The organism is Ruegeria sp. AD5 (assembly GCF_056542345.1).
Window position 1 is genome coordinate 543,959 of record NZ_JBQFZR010000001.1, and the last position, 16,510, is coordinate 560,468.

19 protein-coding genes are annotated in these 16,510 nt (G+C 60.7%); 7 read left to right on the forward strand and 12 right to left on the reverse strand.

Features of this window, described 5'->3' with window-relative positions:
- Window positions 1–5 precede the first annotated feature (5 nt).
- Window positions 6–605 (forward strand): COG3904 family protein, encoded by a 600-nt coding sequence (locus tag ACR0JG_RS02720; protein ID WP_480567455.1) that lies wholly within the window; start codon window positions 6–8, stop codon window positions 603–605.
- Here the strand turns inward: ACR0JG_RS02720 and speB are convergent.
- From speB to def (ACR0JG_RS02750), 6 genes are all read right to left on the reverse strand, one after another.
- Window positions 602–1,423 (reverse strand): agmatinase, encoded by an 822-nt coding sequence (speB, locus tag ACR0JG_RS02725; RefSeq protein WP_170402328.1) that lies wholly within the window; start codon window positions 1,421–1,423, stop codon window positions 602–604. The two genes, ACR0JG_RS02720 and speB, sit on opposite strands and share 4 nt — an antisense overlap.
- 62 nt (window positions 1,424–1,485) lie before the next feature.
- Complete coding sequence (locus tag ACR0JG_RS02730; protein WP_170392628.1) at window positions 1,486–1,722, reverse strand: GlsB/YeaQ/YmgE family stress response membrane protein; 237 nt, start codon at window positions 1,720–1,722, stop codon at window positions 1,486–1,488.
- Between the two features lies 1 nt (window position 1,723).
- The gene (locus ACR0JG_RS02735) at window positions 1,724–1,960 is read right to left on the reverse strand and encodes a hypothetical protein (RefSeq protein ID WP_170587944.1); all 237 of its coding nucleotides are present in this window, start codon (window positions 1,958–1,960) and stop codon (window positions 1,724–1,726) included.
- 6 nt (window positions 1,961–1,966) lie between these two features.
- Window positions 1,967–2,881: a methionyl-tRNA formyltransferase gene (gene fmt / locus ACR0JG_RS02740; protein WP_480567456.1), complete on the reverse strand. Its 915-nt coding sequence runs from the start codon at window positions 2,879–2,881 to the stop codon at window positions 1,967–1,969.
- Window positions 2,882–2,923: 42 nt separating this feature from the next.
- Window positions 2,924–3,418, reverse strand: a complete 495-nt coding sequence (gene def / locus ACR0JG_RS02745; protein WP_480567457.1) for a peptide deformylase — start codon at window positions 3,416–3,418, stop codon at window positions 2,924–2,926.
- The gene (def, locus tag ACR0JG_RS02750) at window positions 3,415–3,933 is read right to left on the reverse strand and encodes a peptide deformylase (protein ID WP_170392632.1); all 519 of its coding nucleotides are present in this window, start codon (window positions 3,931–3,933) and stop codon (window positions 3,415–3,417) included. The genes def (ACR0JG_RS02745) and def (ACR0JG_RS02750) overlap by 4 nt, the downstream gene beginning before the upstream one ends.
- Window positions 3,934–4,027: 94 nt before the next feature.
- On the opposite strand from def (ACR0JG_RS02750), the gene ACR0JG_RS02755 reads away from it, so the two are divergent.
- Complete coding sequence (locus ACR0JG_RS02755; RefSeq protein ID WP_480567459.1) at window positions 4,028–5,200, forward strand: MalY/PatB family protein; 1,173 nt, start codon at window positions 4,028–4,030, stop codon at window positions 5,198–5,200.
- 29 nt (window positions 5,201–5,229) lie between these two features.
- Window positions 5,230–5,928, forward strand: a complete 699-nt coding sequence (locus ACR0JG_RS02760; protein WP_170609756.1) for a fumarylacetoacetate hydrolase family protein — start codon at window positions 5,230–5,232, stop codon at window positions 5,926–5,928.
- A 91-nt stretch (window positions 5,929–6,019) separates the two neighbouring features.
- Here the strand turns inward: ACR0JG_RS02760 and ACR0JG_RS02765 are convergent, their stop codons facing one another.
- A complete protein-coding gene (locus tag ACR0JG_RS02765; RefSeq protein WP_170392635.1) occupies window positions 6,020–6,373 on the reverse strand; it encodes a hypothetical protein in 354 nt (117 codons plus the stop codon).
- 212 nt (window positions 6,374–6,585) lie between these two features.
- Between ACR0JG_RS02765 and ACR0JG_RS02770 the strand changes: the two genes are divergently transcribed.
- Window positions 6,586–7,575 carry a glutathione S-transferase family protein gene (locus tag ACR0JG_RS02770; RefSeq protein WP_170508496.1) on the forward strand — a complete coding sequence of 330 codons (990 nt, stop codon included), beginning with the start codon at window positions 6,586–6,588 and terminating at the stop codon, window positions 7,573–7,575.
- On the opposite strand, the gene ACR0JG_RS02775 is transcribed toward ACR0JG_RS02770, so the two are convergent.
- The gene (locus ACR0JG_RS02775) at window positions 7,557–7,919 is read right to left on the reverse strand and encodes a response regulator transcription factor (RefSeq protein WP_008756687.1); all 363 of its coding nucleotides are present in this window, start codon (window positions 7,917–7,919) and stop codon (window positions 7,557–7,559) included. The two genes, ACR0JG_RS02770 and ACR0JG_RS02775, sit on opposite strands and share 19 nt — an antisense overlap.
- 181 nt (window positions 7,920–8,100) lie before the next feature.
- On the opposite strand from ACR0JG_RS02775, the gene cobD reads away from it, so the two are divergent.
- From cobD to ACR0JG_RS02790, 3 genes are read left to right on the forward strand one after another with little or no spacing between them, the layout of a single operon-like run.
- Window positions 8,101–9,066, forward strand: coding sequence for a threonine-phosphate decarboxylase CobD (gene cobD / locus ACR0JG_RS02780; RefSeq protein WP_480569004.1), 966 nt, complete (start codon window positions 8,101–8,103; stop codon window positions 9,064–9,066).
- The gene (cbiB, locus tag ACR0JG_RS02785) at window positions 9,063–9,983 is read left to right on the forward strand and encodes an adenosylcobinamide-phosphate synthase CbiB (protein ID WP_480537032.1); all 921 of its coding nucleotides are present in this window, start codon (window positions 9,063–9,065) and stop codon (window positions 9,981–9,983) included. Before cobD ends, cbiB begins: the two co-directional genes overlap by 4 nt.
- Window positions 9,984–9,995: 12 nt before the next feature.
- Window positions 9,996–11,159: a lytic murein transglycosylase gene (locus tag ACR0JG_RS02790; protein WP_170565092.1), complete on the forward strand. Its 1,164-nt coding sequence runs from the start codon at window positions 9,996–9,998 to the stop codon at window positions 11,157–11,159.
- 10 nt (window positions 11,160–11,169) lie between these two features.
- Here the strand turns inward: ACR0JG_RS02790 and ACR0JG_RS02795 are convergent, their stop codons facing one another.
- The 4 genes from ACR0JG_RS02795 to ACR0JG_RS02810 form a co-directional block, all read right to left on the reverse strand.
- The gene (locus ACR0JG_RS02795; RefSeq protein WP_170425170.1) at window positions 11,170–11,967 is read right to left on the reverse strand and encodes a class II glutamine amidotransferase; all 798 of its coding nucleotides are present in this window, start codon (window positions 11,965–11,967) and stop codon (window positions 11,170–11,172) included.
- Window positions 11,968–12,092: 125 nt separating this feature from the next.
- Window positions 12,093–12,446, reverse strand: coding sequence for a hypothetical protein (locus ACR0JG_RS02800; RefSeq protein WP_170625094.1), 354 nt, complete (start codon window positions 12,444–12,446; stop codon window positions 12,093–12,095).
- Between the two features lie 53 nt (window positions 12,447–12,499).
- Window positions 12,500–15,955 (reverse strand): chromosome segregation SMC family protein, encoded by a 3,456-nt coding sequence (locus ACR0JG_RS02805; RefSeq protein WP_480567461.1) that lies wholly within the window; start codon window positions 15,953–15,955, stop codon window positions 12,500–12,502.
- A gap of 141 nt (window positions 15,956–16,096) precedes the next feature.
- Window positions 16,097–16,492, reverse strand: a complete 396-nt coding sequence (locus ACR0JG_RS02810; protein ID WP_170392642.1) for a hypothetical protein — start codon at window positions 16,490–16,492, stop codon at window positions 16,097–16,099.
- Between the last annotated feature and the right edge of the window lie 18 nt (window positions 16,493–16,510).

Consider the following 16,510-nt stretch of genomic DNA (forward strand, 5'->3'; position numbering starts at 1 on the left):
TCGCGATGACCTACAGACTTTCGTTTCTGGCCACGGCACTGCTGCTAACGGCATGTGCAGAGCAATACGCCCCGGTCAGCTTCACGGCAGTGGGCAATCAGATCGTCGCATCCGGAACGATCGACCACACAACGCTCAGCGCGTTTGAAGAAGTGATGGACGAGAACCCCGAGATCAAGACGCTGGTGCTGCAAAATATCGAAGGTTCGGTCGATGATGACTCGAATGTGGTCTTCAGTCGCGTAGTGCGTGAGGAAGGGTTCGACACGGTGGTTCCGTCAAACGGGCTGGTGGCCTCGGGCGGCACCGATTTGTTTCTAGCGGGTAACCGACGCGTGCTGGAACCCGGCGCCTGCGTGGGCGTACACAGCTGGGGCGGCGGCGGCTATGTCGCTGCGGAGCTACCCGAAGATCACCCCGAGCATGACCGGTATTTGAACTATTTCGAAGATATCGGCATCGATCCCGACTTCTACTGGTTCACGCTGGATGCAGCATCCGAGGAAGAGATGCACTGGATGACGGCGTCCGAGGCGAACCGGTTCGACATGACTACACGGTCCGCCCCTCGCCTTGGCACTGCCGCAATCTGCGACGAACGTTAGCGACTGAGCAGCCGCGCGCCGATTTCCTTGACGAATTTCGCCGCCACCATGGCGGTCATGCCATAGGGATCGCGATGCGGGTTCAGCTCGACAATATCCGCGCCAATCAACTGGCCCTTGAACCGGTGGATCAGGTCGATCACCTCACGCGTGCTGAGGCCACCGGGTTCGTGATGCGACACCCCGGGGGCAAAGGCGGGGTCCAGCGCGTCAAGGTCCAGTGATAGATAAACCGGGCCATCAAAGCTGATCTCAAGATCGGGGCTCCAGTTGCGCATGTCGATTACCTCGACCCCGAACTTGTCGGCCTGTTCCTGTTGGTGCTTGTTCATGGTGCGGATCCCGACCTGCACCAGACGGTTGATCTTGCCGGTTTCCATCACGCGGGCAAACGGGCAGCCATGGCCCAGCGGGCCGATCTGCTGACTGTCATAGAGGTCGGGATGTGAGTCGATATGCAGGATATTCAGCCCCTCATACCGGTCGGCATGCGCCTTGATCAGCGGAAAGGCCACCGAGTGATCACCGCCCAATGACAGCAGCCGTGCGCCGGTTTCAATCCGGGCGGCGGCCCCTGCCTCGATCCGGTCGATGGGTTCCTGCCCCATCATCTCGAACACATCCAGATCGCCGGTATCCTTGAAACGGTCGGTTGCGCCCAGATCAGTGCCATCCTCGGCGGTCAGGTTGGCCGCGCCGGAATGCAACGCCTCGCGGATGCGACCCGGCGCAAAGGCGGGGCCTTGCAGGAACGAAGAATGCAGGTCCAACGGCACGCCCATCAGCGCGACGTCTCCGGCGGTCAGATCATGCGACATGAGAGGCCTTTCAACAAAGAATTGACGGGACATTGGTCGCAGATCACGGTCGGGTCAAGCGATCAGCGGCGGATATATGTCTGCCAAATCCATATCACCAAAAGCGCCCCCAGAACGGCCCCGATAAACCCTGAGAGCCAGCCCATCACGGTGATGAGCGTGCGTAGGACCAAGCCGCCCACCAAAGCGCCGACGATGCCGATCAGCATGGTGGTAGGGATATCGGCCTCGATCCGCATAAGACGTGTGGCAAGGAACCCTGCAGCAGCTCCGACGATGATCAGGGCGATGATCGGCATGTCATTTCCTCCAATGCGTGGGCACGATGATCAGCGCACCGATCGAGGACAGCACCGCGTCCAGCCCCGGCGGGCCAAAGCTGATGCCGAACATGATGCGGACGAAATAGAAAAGGAACGCACCACCCACGCAGATGATGATCGATTGCAGATAGCCGTTATGGGTAAAGCCAGTCTGTTCAGACAGATAGCCCACAATCCCGGCAATCACGACTGTGCCCATCATGATCATGACCATGCAAGCTTACTCCGATGACAGGCGGGTGCCGACCGGGATGGGCCAGCCCCGCAGAAAAGTTTCCCTATCCTGCGCGCCCTTGCCTGCCCTTTGCAAGCGCAGCAGTTCAACCGCGCCTTCGCCACAGGCCACGCACAGGTGGTCATCCAGCACCTCACCCGGTACGCCCTGCCCTTCGGCCAGCCGGGAGGCGAGGAGTTTGATCCGGTCGCCCCCGACCTCGGTCCAAGCGCCGGGGAATGGAGAGAGACCGCGGATTTTTCTGTCGACTTCAGATGCGGGGGCCGACCAGTCGATCCGCGCCTCGGCTTTGTCGATCTTGGCGGCGTAGGTCACGCCCTCTTCGGACTGCGGGTCCGGTGTAAGGCTGGGCAGTTCGGCCAGAGCCTCAACGATCAGCGCCGCGCCCAAATCCGACAGGCGGTCATGGAGTTGCGCGGTGGTTTCCTCGATGCCGATATCGGTGGCTTCGCGCAGCAGAACGGGGCCGGTGTCCAGCCCGGCCTCCATCTGCATGATGCAGATGCCGGTTTGCGCATCGCCCGCCATGATTGCGCGATGGATCGGGGCGGCCCCGCGCCAGCGCGGCAGCAGGCTGGCGTGTATGTTCAGGCAGCCATGGGTCGGCGCATCCAGAATGACTTGCGGCAGGATCAGGCCATAGGCCACAACAACGGCGATATCGGCGTTCAGCGCGGCAAAGCTGGCCTGTTCTTCGGGCGATTTCAGCGAGGTGGGGTGGCGGACGTCCAGACCCAGCGCCTCGGCGCGGGCGTGGACCGGCGTTGGGCAGTCCTTTTTGCCCCGGCCCGCAGGACGCGGGGGTTGGCAGTAGACGGCGGCGAGATCGTGCCCCGCGTTCACCAGCGCATCCAGTACCGGGACCGAGAAATCGGGGGTTCCCATGAAGATTATGCGCATCGTCGGCTCCGAAGGTGTTGGGGTGCCGGGCTGAAGCCCGGCCTACGTGGATTTGCGCGCCTTGCGCAGCAGCATGTCGCGTTTGACCTTGCTGAGGTGGTCGAAATACATCCGCCCGTTCAGGTGGTCGATCTGGTGCTGCACGCTGGTGGCCTCGATGCCGACGAAATCGCGGCGGTCGATCTGGCCCTGTTCGTTGAGGAATTTCACCGTTACCGCGCGGGGGCGTTTCACCTTGGCGGACACGCCGGGCAGGTTCGGGCTGGCCTCGTCATGCTCACGCAGTTCGACCGAGCTGTGCAGGATCTCGGGATTGGCCAGCCGCACGGCTTTACCCCGCTGGGTCGAGCCATCCACGACGGCCAGACGCAGCATCACCCCGATCTGAGGCGCGGCGAGGCCGACACCCGGCATCGCCTCCATCGTGTCGATCATATCGTCCCAGATGGCGCGGATGTCATCGGTGATCTCGGTGACAACCTCGGCCTTGGTGCGCAGGCGCTTGTCGGGCCATGGCAGGCAGGTTCGCACAGTCATGTACGGGCCTTTTCGCGCTTGAGCTTCTGCATTTTGCGCGTGATCATCTGGCGTTTAAGCGGCTTGAGATAATCGATGAACAGCTTGCCGTTCAGATGGTCGATCTCGTGCTGAACACAGGTCGCCCAGAGATCGTCAAAGGTTTCCTGCTGCAGATTGCCGTCGCGGTCCAGCCAGGTGACATCAACCGTCTTCGGGCGCGTGACTTCGGCATATTGCTCGGGAATCGACAGGCAGCCTTCTTCGTAGACGTTTGTCTCGTCCGAGGACGCGATGACCTCGGGGTTGAACATCACCAGCGGGCGTGGGGCCTCGCCTTCTTCCTTGACGCAATCCACCACGATCAGCCGGTCCAGAACACCGATCTGGGGCGCGGCAAGGCCAATACCGGGCGCGTCATACATCGTCTCCAGCATGTCATCAGCCAGTTTGCGCAGATCGTCGGTGATGTCGGCCACCGGCGCGCAGACCTTTTTCAGGCGGGGATCGGGATGGATCAGGATATTGCGTTTCATGGGGCTGATTTAGGCCATCGCGCCCGCCTCCGCAACGGCCCCCTTGCACCTGATGGATTTGTGGTTAGCTTTCGCCTCGACAGATGGAGATGACATGACTTTCAACGACCTGATCGACCGCCGGGGCACCAACTCTTCAAAATGGGACAAGATGGAGCAGCTTTACGGGGTTTCGCCCGAGGATGGGCTGGCCATGTGGACGGCTGATTCCGACTATGCCACCGCCCCTTGCGTGATCGAGGCGGTGCGGGAAGCGGCCGATCATGGTGCATTTGGTTATTCTTGGATGCACCCGGACTATCTGAACGCGATCCAGTGGTGGATGAATACCCGCCACAATTGGGAGATCGACACCGATTGGGTGCTGACCTCGCAGGGCTTGGGCAATGCGATCGCCCTGTGTCTGGATGTCTGGAGCAAACCCGGGGATGGGGTGGTGATCTTCACGCCCGTCTACCATGAGTTTGCCCATAAGGTGAACAAATCCGGCCGCCGCGTGGTCGAATGCCCGCTGGTGCGGGATGGGGAGACCTACGCGCTTGATCTGGATGATGCGCAGTCGCGGCTGGACGGGTCAGAAAAGCTGCTGCTGTGGTGCTCGCCGCAGAACCCCTCGGGCCGGATCTGGACATCGGAGGAGCTGCACGCGGTGGCGGCGTTTGCCGAGCGTAACGGGTTGATCCTGGTATCGGATGAGATTCACCACGATCTGGTTTATCCGGGCAATACTTTCGTGCCGATGGATGTGGCCGCCCCGGATGCGCGCCCTTGGACCGTGACCCTGACTGCAGCGTCGAAGACTTTCAACATCGCAGGCCAGCGTACGGGCAACATGATCATTCCTGATGCCAAGCTGCGGGCCGAGATGCGGCACCGGATCACAACGCTGGACTATGACCCCAGCGCGCTGGGGGTGGCGATGATTACCGCCGCCTATTCGCCGGAAGGTGCAAAATGGGTCGATGAACAAATTGCCCACCTGGACGCGAACCGGAAGCTGTTTGATGCTGCCATCGCCGAGATACCGGGCCTGTGGTCGATGCCTCTGCAGGCGACCTATCTGGCATGGGTCGATTTTTCGGGCACGGGTATGAGCCACGATGAGTTTGTCCGCCGCCTACGCGAAGATGCGCGGATCGCGACATCCTCTGGCCCCGGTTTTGGCACCGGTGGAGAAACCTTCGAGCGCTTCAATCTGGCCACCCAACGCGAGCGGGTTGAAGAGGCCTGTGCGCGATTGAAGGCAGCCTTTGGCGATTTACAATGAACCCCGTTCAAAAAAAACGGAGGCACGTCATGCCCAACCACCTTTTTACGCTTCCGGACATCCCAAGCATCCCGGTGCAGGGGGAACAGGCGACCTATCCGATCGGACGGATTTTTTGCGTGGGCCGCAACTATGCCGCCCACGCTGCCGAGATGGGGCATGAGGTGGATCGTCAGGCGCCGTTTTACTTCACCAAATCCGCGCCCAACGCGGTTTTAACCGGAGCGCATGTGCCGTATCCGGCAGGGACCGAGGATTATCATCATGAAATGGAACTGGCCGTTGCCATCGGCAAGCCGGTTTTTCAGGCCACGGCCGCGCAGGCCCAAGCCGCGATCTTTGGCTACGGCTGTGCCCTGGACATGACGCGCCGCGACCTGCAGATTCGTGAGCGCAACAAACAGCGTCCCTGGGATCTGGGCAAGGATGTGGAAAACGGCGCGGTCTTCGCTCCGCTGACCCGCGCCGATGACTGGAGCCCATCTGATGACAAGCGCATCTATCTGAGCGTCAATGAGCGGGTCGTACAAGACGCCACATTGTCAGAGTTGGTCTGGAAGATCGATGAACTGATCTCCCATCTATCGGGCTTCTACCATTTGCGCCCCGGCGATCTGATCCTGACCGGCACACCCGCCGGGGTCGGGCCTGTGGTCGCCGGAGACCGAATTGAAGGCGGCATCGATGGTTTGGCTCCTGTGCACCTGACCCTGACGGCCTCCGACTAAACCGTCCGGCCTGATCCCTGCGAATCTTGAGGCCCCATTGCCGCCCGTGCGCCGGTGGCGCGTCGGTGCCAAAGATCAAACGGTGCGCGCGTCAGTCGCGGTTTTCAAGCAGTGCGATCGGCGCATCCGGGGCGCGGTAGAAATCCAGTGGAGCCTTGTCCGTCGCCACAGTGTTACGCTTGAACTCATAGCGCATTTCACCCACCGCTTCTTCGTCTGCGATGATCAGGCACTGATACATGTGATTGGCACCGTCATAGATATCGACGAGCCCACGCAGGCGCGGCGTGGTTTCGGCCTCGACGGTGAAACCATCCTTCCACAATGTCAAAATTTTGAAGCTATTGTCGCCAACCTCCACCCGTAAACGGCTGGATTTCTTGAGGGTAGCGATTCGGGCCGCATCCAATTCGGCGCGAATTTCCTTGGAAACATAGGTACTCATAATAAACTTCCCCCCTTAACACTCATTAGTCTGACGCGATTCCTGTAAAAATCCAGTGAACGGCGTCACATAAGTTTTGGCATTGCGGTTCTGGTGCCCAGACACCGCACCCCACCTGTGCGCGCATGCAGGCCTGATGCGCGCCCGGTGAAATAGGATCGTGGCGCAAGACGGCCTATCTTTGACCCAATCGCAATGCGAAAGGAATAACGATGGGCCTGCTTGTCGACGGCGAATGGCATGACACCTGGTATGACACCAAATCCACAGGCGGGGCGTTCAAACGCTCGGCCGCACAGTTTCGCAACTGGATCACCGCCGATGGCGCGCCCGGCCCCTCGGGGCGCGGCGGGTTCGAGGCCGAAAGCGGACGCTATCACCTCTATGTCAGCCACGCCTGTCCTTGGGCGCACCGCACGCTGATCTTTCGTGAGTTGAAGGGGTTGAGCGACCATATCTCGGTCTCGGTCGTGCATCCTGACATGCTGGACAAAGGTTGGACCTTTGAGACCGACGACCATGGCGCGACCGGCGACAAGCTGTTCGGGCATGATTTTGCCCATCAGATCTATACCCGTGCCGACCCCAACTATTCGGGCCGCGTGACGGTGCCGATCCTGTGGGACAAAGTTGAGAAAACGATCGTGTCGAACGAAAGCTCGGAAATCATCCGCATGTTCAACTCGGCTTTCAACGGGATCACCGGCAACACAGACGACTACTGGCCCGAGGCAATGCGGGACGAGATCGAAGAGGTCAACGCGCGCATCTATTCCGATGTCAATAACGGGGTCTACAAATCCGGCTTTGCCACCTCGCAAGAAGCTTATGACGCCGCGGTTGGCCCTCTGTTCGACACGCTGGACTGGCTTGAGGATCGTCTGGCCCGGAACCGCTATCTTATGGGTGACCGCGTGACTGAGGCCGACTGGCGCCTGTTCACCACATTGATCCGGTTCGACCCGGTTTATCATTTACATTTCAAGTGCAACAAGCGTCGGTTGGTGGACTACCCGAACCTCTGGGCCTTTACGCGGGAGCTATATCAATGGCCCGGCGTGGCGCAGACAGTGAACATGAACCACATCGTGCGCCACTATCACTTCAGCCATGACAGCATCAATCCGCACCGAATTATTCCAGTGAATCCAACGTTGGACTATTCAGAACCTCATGGACGAGATCAGCGCCCGGCGGCGTAGTGTTCGACCATGGCCGCCAGATCCTCGGGCGGGGTCGAGCTTTGGACATAGGCGCAGGCATTGGCGCTATGGGCAAAGATTGATCCGTCCGAGAAGAATGTGGTGTTGGTGACGAAGATCACTCGCGCCTCGGGCCTGCGATAGCTTGCGAAATCGGCAACCGCCAAGGCGCTGCCGGTTTCCAGAACCAGATCCAGCACGATGATATCGAATGCGGTACCATACAGTGCCAGGATCGCGGCCTCTTGCGTTTCGACCAGCGTGACTTCGGCCTCCTGCCTTTGCAGATGCCGCTGCCAGACCCGACCTAGATCGGGGTTACTCTCAACAATCAGTACTTTCATTTGCAACAACCTCGGCACGTGATATGGGTGAGTGGTGCCGACCCCTGTTGTCCGTGATCACGCGATTTCCTTAACAAAGTGTTAACAAGGCCCGCACAGCGCCGTGATCGGGCGGATTCGCTTGTAAGAACGGCAAAAATCCGCTTGAAGCATGAGAAATAGGCGATTCCGGCTGGGGCAGATGGTTGGACAGGATGACAGATTGAACCCTCGGGCTGCGCGCGATCATGGCGGAGGGCTGGATGGCGCGATGACGCGGTTTGGGGGCACGCGCGCAGACTGGATCGATCTGTCCACGGGGATCAATCCGCATGCTTATGAGGTCTCGGGCCTGCAGCCTCCGGACTGGAAGGAACTGCCGGATCATGGCGCGTTCGAACGCCTCTCGGACGCGGCGCGGGTGTTTTGGAACGTGCCTGATGGGGCCGAGATTCTGCCATCGCCTGGTGCCTCTGCGGTGATTGCCCGCGTGCCCGCGCTGACCAAAGCCGGCCGCGTGCAGATCACGATGCCCACTTATAACGAACATGCCGCTGCATTCACCGCTCAGGGTTGGACGGTGCACGAGAGCGGCCCGGCTCAGGCACGTGTCATCGTAAACCCCAACAATCCTGATGGGCGCATCTGGCAGGACGCGGATGTCGACGCGCCGCTGGCGGTGATCGATGAAAGCTTCTGCGACGTAACGCCCGAAGCCTCGCTGATTCATCTGGCCCAGCGGCCCGGCATCGTGGTGCTGAAGAGCTTTGGCAAATTTTGGGGGTTGGCCGGGTTGCGACTGGGTTTTGCAATTGGCCAACCCGATCTGATTGCACGATTGAACGACCTGACCGGACCATGGGCCGTATCCGGCCCGGCACTGCGGATCGGCGCGCAAGCGTTGCACGATGTAAAATGGACTGATGAAACGCGCATGCGTCTGGCAAATGAAGCAACACGGTTGGATCAGCTTTTAACGTCCAAAGGTGCGCGGCTGATTGGCGGCACCAGCCTGTTCCGCCTCTACGACGTTGATGACGCGACCGCCTGGCAAGACCGATTGGCGCGGGCGCATATCTGGAGCCGAATTTTCCCCTATTCCCGGACCTACCTGCGCCTTGGATTACCGCCAGCAGATGGTTGGGCCCGGTTGGAAGCAGCGCTGTGAGCACCGCGTTCCTATTGGTCTGCGCTATGTGTCTGGACGCAGCATTGGGTGAGCCGGATTGGCTGTGGTCGCGGATTCGCCACCCTGCCGTACTGATGGGCAACGCGATTGGCTGGCTGGACAACCGGCTGAACCATGGGGCGTATCGCCGCCTCAAAGGGGTTGCGACGGTGCTCATCCTGGTTGCGGTGGCACTCATCCTTGGCCGGTTGCTGGAGCTGCTTGGTCCGATCGTCGAGATCGTGGTCTGCGCCATCCTTCTGGCCCAGAAATCCCTGATCACCCATGTTCGCGCAGTTGGCGAAGGCCTGTTGACCTCGCTTGCCGAAGGGCGCGCGCAGGTCGCCATGATTGTCTCGCGCGATACGCGAGATATGACCGAGGCGCAGGTGGCGCGCTCGGCCATCGAAAGCGCCGCCGAAAACCTGAGCGACGGGGTGATTGCCCCAGCCTTCTGGTTTCTGGTCGCAGGTCTGCCGGGGCTGCTGGTTTACAAGGTCGTCAACACCGCCGACAGTATGATCGGTTATCGCAACGACAAATACCGCGCCTTCGGCTGGGCAGCGGCGCGGCTGGATGATGTGCTGAACCTTGTCCCAGCACGCCTGACCTTCGTAATGATCGTCGCGCTGTCCAGCCAATGGTCGCGCTGGGGAGAGATGGTTGAGGATGCACGCCGCCATATCTCACCCAACGCAGGCTGGCCCGAGGCCGCGATGGCACGTGCGCTTGATATCGCACTGGCCGGACCGCGCAGCTATGATGGCCAGATGCGGGATCTTGCTTGGGTGAACGGGAATGCGCGGCAGAATATCGACGCGGCGGAGGTTTTTCGCGCATCAGACATGCTCTGGCAGGTATGGGGGCTTGCGCTTGGGCTCGTGTCGGTGTGGGTTGGGTTCAACTTCATATTCTGACGGATCAGCCTTATGCGTTTCCTTTCCGGCCTTATTGCCGCCGCCCTCTTCGCCTCGCCTGCACTCGCCCAATGCGGCGGTGGGTTCAATACCTTCGTCAAAGGGCTGAAAGCCGAAGCCATTCAGCAGGGTTACGACAAATCCACCGTCAACAGCTTTTTCAAGGGCGTGCAGCAGGACGGAGCCGTTCTGAAAGCCGACCGCGCGCAGGGCGTATTCCAGAAACCATTCATCGACTTCTCGCGGCGCCTGATTTCACAGAACCGGATCGACCGGGGCAAGGCCATGTCGGGCAAATACGACGCGGTGTTTGACCGGATTGAGCAGGAATACGGCATTTCGCGCGGTGTGCTACTGGCATTTTGGGCGTTCGAGACCGACTACGGGTCCTTTCAGGGCGATTTCAACACCCGCAACGCGCTGGTGACGCTGGCCCACGACTGCCGCCGCCCCGAGTTGTTCCGCCCGCAGATTTTCGCCGCGATCGAGCTGTACAGCCAGGGCAATTTTGACCCCGCCCGCACCACCGGAGCCTGGGCCGGTGAAATCGGCATGGTCCAGATGCTGCCCCGCGACATTCTGGAAAACGGCGTGGATGGGGACGGAGACGGCAAGGTCTCGCTAAAAACATCGGCGCCGGATGCACTGATGTCCGGGGCCAAGATGCTGTCGCATCTGGGTTGGCAACCGGGTCAGCCATGGTTGCAAGAGGTCACCGTCCCCGCGCAGATGGACTGGTCTCTCTCTGGCCCCGGCAAGCCCCGCTCGGTGTCCGAATGGCAGGCGATGGGCGTGCAGGCGCGCAGTGGGTCGTTGGCAAATCTGCCTGCCTCGCTGATCCTGCCACAAGGGCATAAAGGACCCGCCTTTCTGGCTTACCCGAATTTCGATGTCTATTTCGAATGGAACCAGAGCTTCGTTTACGTCCTGACCGCCGCCTATTTCGGCACACGGTTGGAAGGCGCGCAGATTTACGATGCAGGTAATCCAGCGCCGGGGCTGACGGGCGCGCAAATGAAACAGTTGCAGAGCAAACTGCAGGCGCGCGGGCACGACGTGGGCAAGATCGACGGCATCCTTGGGGCCGGAACGCGTGCGGCTGTGCAGGCTGAACAATTGCGTCTGGGTTTGCCAGCGGATGCGTGGCCAACGACACAGCTGCTGAAGCAGCTATAAGGGTCAGCGCCTAGGCAACCTTTGCAGGTTCACGTTTCACTGACGGATCAAACGCATGGATAGATACCAGCGAGCCTTCTGTGACGATGGCGGTATTGGGCTGTATTTCAACCCAGCCGTCACTGTCTGCATCAAGCGGCTCGGAAGATATCACTATCCCGTCTTCAGAGGCCCGGTAATGCAAACTGGGTGCATAACGATCAGACGCATAGCGCGCCGCAAATACACGGCTGCCATCTGACCAGCACGCAGCGAACCGCATATAAGGCGACGATCCGCATTGTCGGGACAGCGCTTCCACCCGCCCCACGGCCCGTGCCATTGCGTCGATCGGATTTGAATCCAGACCTTCGCCATGAGCAATCAAAAAGATCGCTTCACTTTCTGTCGCACCCATTCGGTGCCCGTATAAATGTGCCGGGATCATAGCATCGAGCTGCTGCCGGATTTGGTCATGCCCTCCAGCCTGGCCATTGTGCATGAAGCTCCATTTGCCAAATCCAAATGGGTGACAGTTGTTGCGCGAGGTCGCAGTGCCTGTCGACGCTCTTACATGGGCCAAAAACAGTCGTGATCGTGTGTGATGAGCCAGTTGTTTGAGATTTGCATCGGACCACGCGGGATGAGTGTCCTTGTAGAAACAGGGCGTTTCGCGATCAGAATACCAGGCCAGTCCAAACCCATCGGCATTGATTGGTGTCTTCCCAATCAACGCGTTGCGGCTTTGAATGACAAGCGATTGCTCTTGCTCCTGAATCAATTCATCCAGATATCGCTGCTCCCCAACCCAAGCCAAAAAACGGCACATTTGGCATCCCCATCAGTTTTTCGATCCAGGGCATTCTACAACTTGATTTGACGATGATTATCCCGTTTTCTTCCGTTTTTACTCAAAGCCTCTATCAAATTTACCAATAGATCGGGAATAACAGATCAATTACTCGCTCTGACCGGATAGCGATCGCCTTTCTCGTCGATCAGGATCAACCGCTCACCACTGCGGACATATAGGTCGCATCGACTGAACCCATTGCGATACGCGATGCAAACACTGCCGTCCCCGGCGATGGAATAGGTGCCAAAGGCGGATTCTCCGCTGGCATAGGTATAGGAATAGGCCCCTCCGGCCGAGTATTTGGACTGACCGTCATCATAGAATGTCAGAGTCTGGCCCGCCAAAGCCTCAAGCTCTTGCGGAGAAAGCGGCTGGTCTCCGGGTTTAGTGGCCCATTCGGCGGCCGCAAGTGGGGTGGCGCATAGCAGAAAAAAGATCAGTGATCGGGTCATACGCTACCCTAACCCGGCAAGCCGGGAATGGGTCATAACGTTGCGGTGATCGCTCAGGCGACCATCTGCTCGGCCTTTTTCAGGTCGACCGAGACCAGCTGGCTGACGCCCTGTTCCTGCATCGTCACGCCAAACAGACGGTCCATCCGCGCCATGGTCACCGCGTGGTGGGTGATGATCAGGAAACGCGTATCGGTCTGGCGGCACATCTCGTCCAGCAAGTCGCAGAAGCGGGTGACGTTGGCATCGTCCAGCGGGGCGTCGACCTCATCCAGCACACAGATCGGGGCGGGGTTGGCAAGGAACACGCCAAAGATCAACGCCGTCGCGGTCAGGGTCTGTTCGCCGCCCGAAAGCAGGCTGAGAGTCGAGAGCTTTTTGCCCGGCGGCTGGCACATGATCTCAAGGCCCGCATCCAGCGGATCGTCGCTTTCGACCATGACCAGATTGGCCTCACCGCCACCAAACAGGTGCTTGAACAGCATGGCGAAGTTGGAATTCACCTGCTCGAACGCGGTCAGCAGGCGTTCGCGACCCTCGCGGTTGAGGCTGGCGATGCCGCTGCGCAGGGCCTTGATCGCCTCCTCCAGATCGGCCTTTTCGCCGTTCAGCGTGTCGAATTCTTCCTGAACTTCTTTGCTGTCCTCTTCAGCCCGTAGGTTCACTGCGCCCATGGCGTCGCGCTGACGCTTGTGGCGGTTCACTTCGGCTTCAAGTGCGTCGGCGGCGGGCATCTGATCAGGGTTCACGTCCAGTTGGTTCAGCAGCTGGTTCGGCGTCAGTTGCTGATCCTCGGCAATGCGTTCTGCTGCGGCGACTACGCTTTCCTTGGCGGCGTCGCAACGCGCCTCAGCCGCCGCGCGGCTTTCGCGCGCCTCCGAGGCCAGACGTTCGGCTTCGCGCTCGGCAAGAACCACCTCGCGCTGCTGGGTCTCGGCCTCGGCCAACTTGTCGGCGGCTTCGGCGCGCCGAGCCTCAGCGGTTTCGATCAGCTCGTTCAGTTCTTCCCGTGCCTCGGCGATTTCGCTGGGGGCCGCCATCGCCTCCGTCAGTTCTTCTTCCGAGCTTTCCTTGCGTTCGGCCAGTTCCGATATCCGCTTTTCCGCCGTTTCCAGACGATGCCGCCAACCGCTGAGGTCCTTAGTCACCTCCTGCGTGCGCCGGGTGCGCGCCTCGCCCTCGCGGCGCAATTCATCATGCGTCGAGCGGTGGGTCAGCATGGTGATCCGCGCCGCCTCGACCGTCTGCTTGATGTCCTCGACCTGCGCGCGGGCGCTGTCGAGATCGCCCAGGCCAGTCAACGCGCCTTCAGCCTCACGCAGTTGTGCGCGGGCGGACATGGCGTCTTCCTTGTGACGGTCGACCGCGAGGGTCAGTGTTTCCAGCTTGCCCTGCGCCAGATTTCGATCCGCCTCAGCCCGGCTGAGCATCCGCGCGGTTTCCGCCATGCGCTGATCCGCGGCACGGCGGGCCTCGCGGGCGCGGCGGTCGGCTTCGGTGACGTCGGCCAGTTGCTGCGACAGCGCTTCATGCGCGGCGCGCGCGCCGTCGGCCTGCGCCTCGGTGCGTGTCAGTTCCTGTTTCAGCGCCTCAAGCTTGTTGAGCTGTTCCAAACGCAGGGCGGCAGCGCTTGGTGCATCCTCGGCCCAGGCGCGGAATCCGTCCCAGCGCCACAAATCTCCCGAGCGTGAGACCAAGCGTTGACCCGGTTTCAACGACGCCTGCAGGCGCGCGCCCTGATCCGCATCGACCAGACCGATCTGCGCAATACGGCGACTTAGGCGGTCGGGGCCGGACACATGCAACGCCAGCGGCTCGGCCCCGTCGGGCAAGGGCTGGTCGCTGTCATAGCCCGCTACCTGCACCCAACCTGAAGGTCCGTCGCCCTCGACCAACGGTGCACGCAGGTCATCCGCCAGCGCAGCCCCCAATGCCTTTTCAAAGCCCGTTGCCACCCGCAGCATGTCGAGCACTTGCCCACCCTCAGCCGTGTCGCGTTCGACCAGCTTGGCCAGCGCGGTGGTCTCGGCCCTTATCGCGCCCAGTTCACCCTCGGCCTCGGAGCGTTTGGCGCGGGCCTCGGCCTCACGCGCCTGTGTATCGTTGCGCAGCTCGTCGGCGGCGGCCAGTGCTTCTTCCGCTGCCTCAGCAGCTTCGCGGGCTTCTTCCTCACCCTCTTGCGCGGTCTCGAACGCCTCGCTGGCACGGGAAAGGGCATTGCGGGCCTCGTCCACGGCGGCGCGGGCCTTTTCTTCCTCGCCCTCGGAACGAACCAGTGTCTTGCGGCTGTCTTCAACCAGTCGTTGCGCCGATTGGTGGCGAGCCACCAGACGCGCCATGTCTTCGGTTTCCAGCGACAGGTGATCTTCGCGATCCTGCAACACCGACGCGGCCTCGCGCGCAACTTCAGCAGCTTCAGCGACCTTTTCGTCATAGCCATCGGCGGCTTTTGCAAGCTCGCGGGCCTCCCATTCGAGCCGTTCGATCATCTCACCCGCGTCCCGGTTCAGACCGGATTCGCGTTCGATGTCGTTGCCCAATTGCTGGATACGGTTGGTCAGAGTCTCGATCGTCTGGCGTGCGCGGGTTTCCTGATCCGACAGCTGATCGCGCTGCACCTGCTGGCGCTGCAGGACGGCTGCGGCGATGGCCTCTTCCTCACGCAGGGGCGGCAGGGTTTCCTCGATCTCAGCGCGTTTGGCGGCGGATTCACGGGCGGATGCCTCGGCGCGAGAGGCTTCGGTGATCCGGTCGCGTAGCTTTTCCTCGGCCGCCTGACGGGCCATGTCGGCCTCTTTCCAACGGCGATAGAGCAGCATCCCTTCGGCCTGACGCAACAGCTCGCCGATCTCGCGATACCGCGCCGCCTGCCGGGCCTGACGGGCGAGTTGTGCCAACTGCCCGCCCAATTGTTCCAGCACGTCATCCACGCGGGTCAGGTTGGCCTCGGTGCCTTTCAGTTTCAGTTCTGCCTCGTGGCGGCGTTGATAAAGCCCGGAGATGCCGGCGGCCTCTTCCAGAATGCGACGTCGTGCGCGGGGTTTGGCGTTGATCAGTTCGGCAATGCGGTTTTGCCCCACCAGCGCAGGCGAATGCGCTCCGGTCGAGGCGTCCGCGAACAGCATTTGAACGTCGCGGGCGCGCACGTCCTTGCCGTTGGTCTTGTAGGCACTGCCCACATCGCGGGTGATGCGGCGGACAATTTCCAACTGGTCGCTGTCGTTGAAGCCGGATGGCGCCAAACGTTCCGAGTTGTCCATCGTCAGGACCACCTCGGCAAAGTTGCGCGCAGGCCGAGTGGCAGCGCCCGCAAAGATCACATCTTCCATCGCGCCACCGCGCATGGATTTGGGACGGTTTTCACCCATCACCCAGCGCAACGCTTCCAGCAGATTGGACTTGCCGCAGCCATTCGGACCAACCACTCCGGTCAGCCCGTCCGCGATGATCAGATCGGTCGGGTCCACGAAGCTTTTGAAGCCGGTCAGTTTGAGTTTGCTAAAGCGCAATGGCTGCTCTTGGTATGATTCCTATGGGTAAGAAGTCTGCGCAACGGATGGGGGAGGTGTCAACGTGATTGCGCAGGATATGGGAGATTGGACCAAGTTATCCACAACATCTTGGCAAAACTACGCGGAGTCTCGCGTATCTCAGTAAGGCGAGCATTCAAAGACCTGATATCCGTAGTCTTCGTAATATCCGTAATCAACGCATTCATAGGGACGGCGAAGGAGTGCGCCGAAAATCAGTTTTTCCCCCAGTTCCTGGTCGCAGCCCAGCACGCCCACAGTGACGGCCGCATCGCCAAGAACGTCCAGAAGCGGGCAACCCGAGACCTGTGCCATGGCCAGCGCGGCCCGGTCACGGATCGGACCCAGACGCGGCGCGTATTGCGGGTTCACGCGGACGGCCTCGGCCAGTTCATTGCGTACGCGGACGTCGAAGATACTGCCATTCACCGCGACGCGCGTTGCGGGCAAGTCGCGAAAATAGGGTGTACCACCCGAGCAGGCGGCGAGGCACAGGAAAGCGAGCACGCGGATCATGCTGCTTTATTAGCGACA

What these genes read in the sequence shown, in the direction of transcription:
- ACR0JG_RS02720 (WP_480567455.1), top strand. Translation starts at nt 6, where the DNA reads ATGACCTACAGACTTTCGTTTCTGGCCACGGCACTGCTGCTAACGGCA.
- speB (WP_170402328.1), bottom strand. Translation starts at nt 1,423, where the DNA reads ATGTCGCATGATCTGACCGCCGGAGACGTCGCGCTGATGGGCGTGCCG.
- ACR0JG_RS02730 (WP_170392628.1), bottom strand. Translation starts at nt 1,722, where the DNA reads ATGCCGATCATCGCCCTGATCATCGTCGGAGCTGCTGCAGGGTTCCTT.
- ACR0JG_RS02735 (WP_170587944.1), bottom strand. Translation starts at nt 1,960, where the DNA reads ATGGTCATGATCATGATGGGCACAGTCGTGATTGCCGGGATTGTGGGC.
- fmt (WP_480567456.1), bottom strand. Translation starts at nt 2,881, where the DNA reads ATGCGCATAATCTTCATGGGAACCCCCGATTTCTCGGTCCCGGTACTG.
- def (WP_480567457.1), bottom strand. Translation starts at nt 3,418, where the DNA reads ATGACTGTGCGAACCTGCCTGCCATGGCCCGACAAGCGCCTGCGCACC.
- def (WP_170392632.1), bottom strand. Translation starts at nt 3,933, where the DNA reads ATGAAACGCAATATCCTGATCCATCCCGATCCCCGCCTGAAAAAGGTC.
- ACR0JG_RS02755 (WP_480567459.1), top strand. Translation starts at nt 4,028, where the DNA reads ATGACTTTCAACGACCTGATCGACCGCCGGGGCACCAACTCTTCAAAA.
- ACR0JG_RS02760 (WP_170609756.1), top strand. Translation starts at nt 5,230, where the DNA reads ATGCCCAACCACCTTTTTACGCTTCCGGACATCCCAAGCATCCCGGTG.
- ACR0JG_RS02765 (WP_170392635.1), bottom strand. Translation starts at nt 6,373, where the DNA reads ATGAGTACCTATGTTTCCAAGGAAATTCGCGCCGAATTGGATGCGGCC.
- ACR0JG_RS02770 (WP_170508496.1), top strand. Translation starts at nt 6,586, where the DNA reads ATGGGCCTGCTTGTCGACGGCGAATGGCATGACACCTGGTATGACACC.
- ACR0JG_RS02775 (WP_008756687.1), bottom strand. Translation starts at nt 7,919, where the DNA reads ATGAAAGTACTGATTGTTGAGAGTAACCCCGATCTAGGTCGGGTCTGG.
- cobD (WP_480569004.1), top strand. Translation starts at nt 8,101, where the DNA reads ATGGTTGGACAGGATGACAGATTGAACCCTCGGGCTGCGCGCGATCAT.
- ACR0JG_RS02790 (WP_170565092.1), top strand. Translation starts at nt 9,996, where the DNA reads ATGCGTTTCCTTTCCGGCCTTATTGCCGCCGCCCTCTTCGCCTCGCCT.
- ACR0JG_RS02795 (WP_170425170.1), bottom strand. Translation starts at nt 11,967, where the DNA reads ATGTGCCGTTTTTTGGCTTGGGTTGGGGAGCAGCGATATCTGGATGAA.
- ACR0JG_RS02800 (WP_170625094.1), bottom strand. Translation starts at nt 12,446, where the DNA reads ATGACCCGATCACTGATCTTTTTTCTGCTATGCGCCACCCCACTTGCG.
- ACR0JG_RS02810 (WP_170392642.1), bottom strand. Translation starts at nt 16,492, where the DNA reads ATGATCCGCGTGCTCGCTTTCCTGTGCCTCGCCGCCTGCTCGGGTGGT.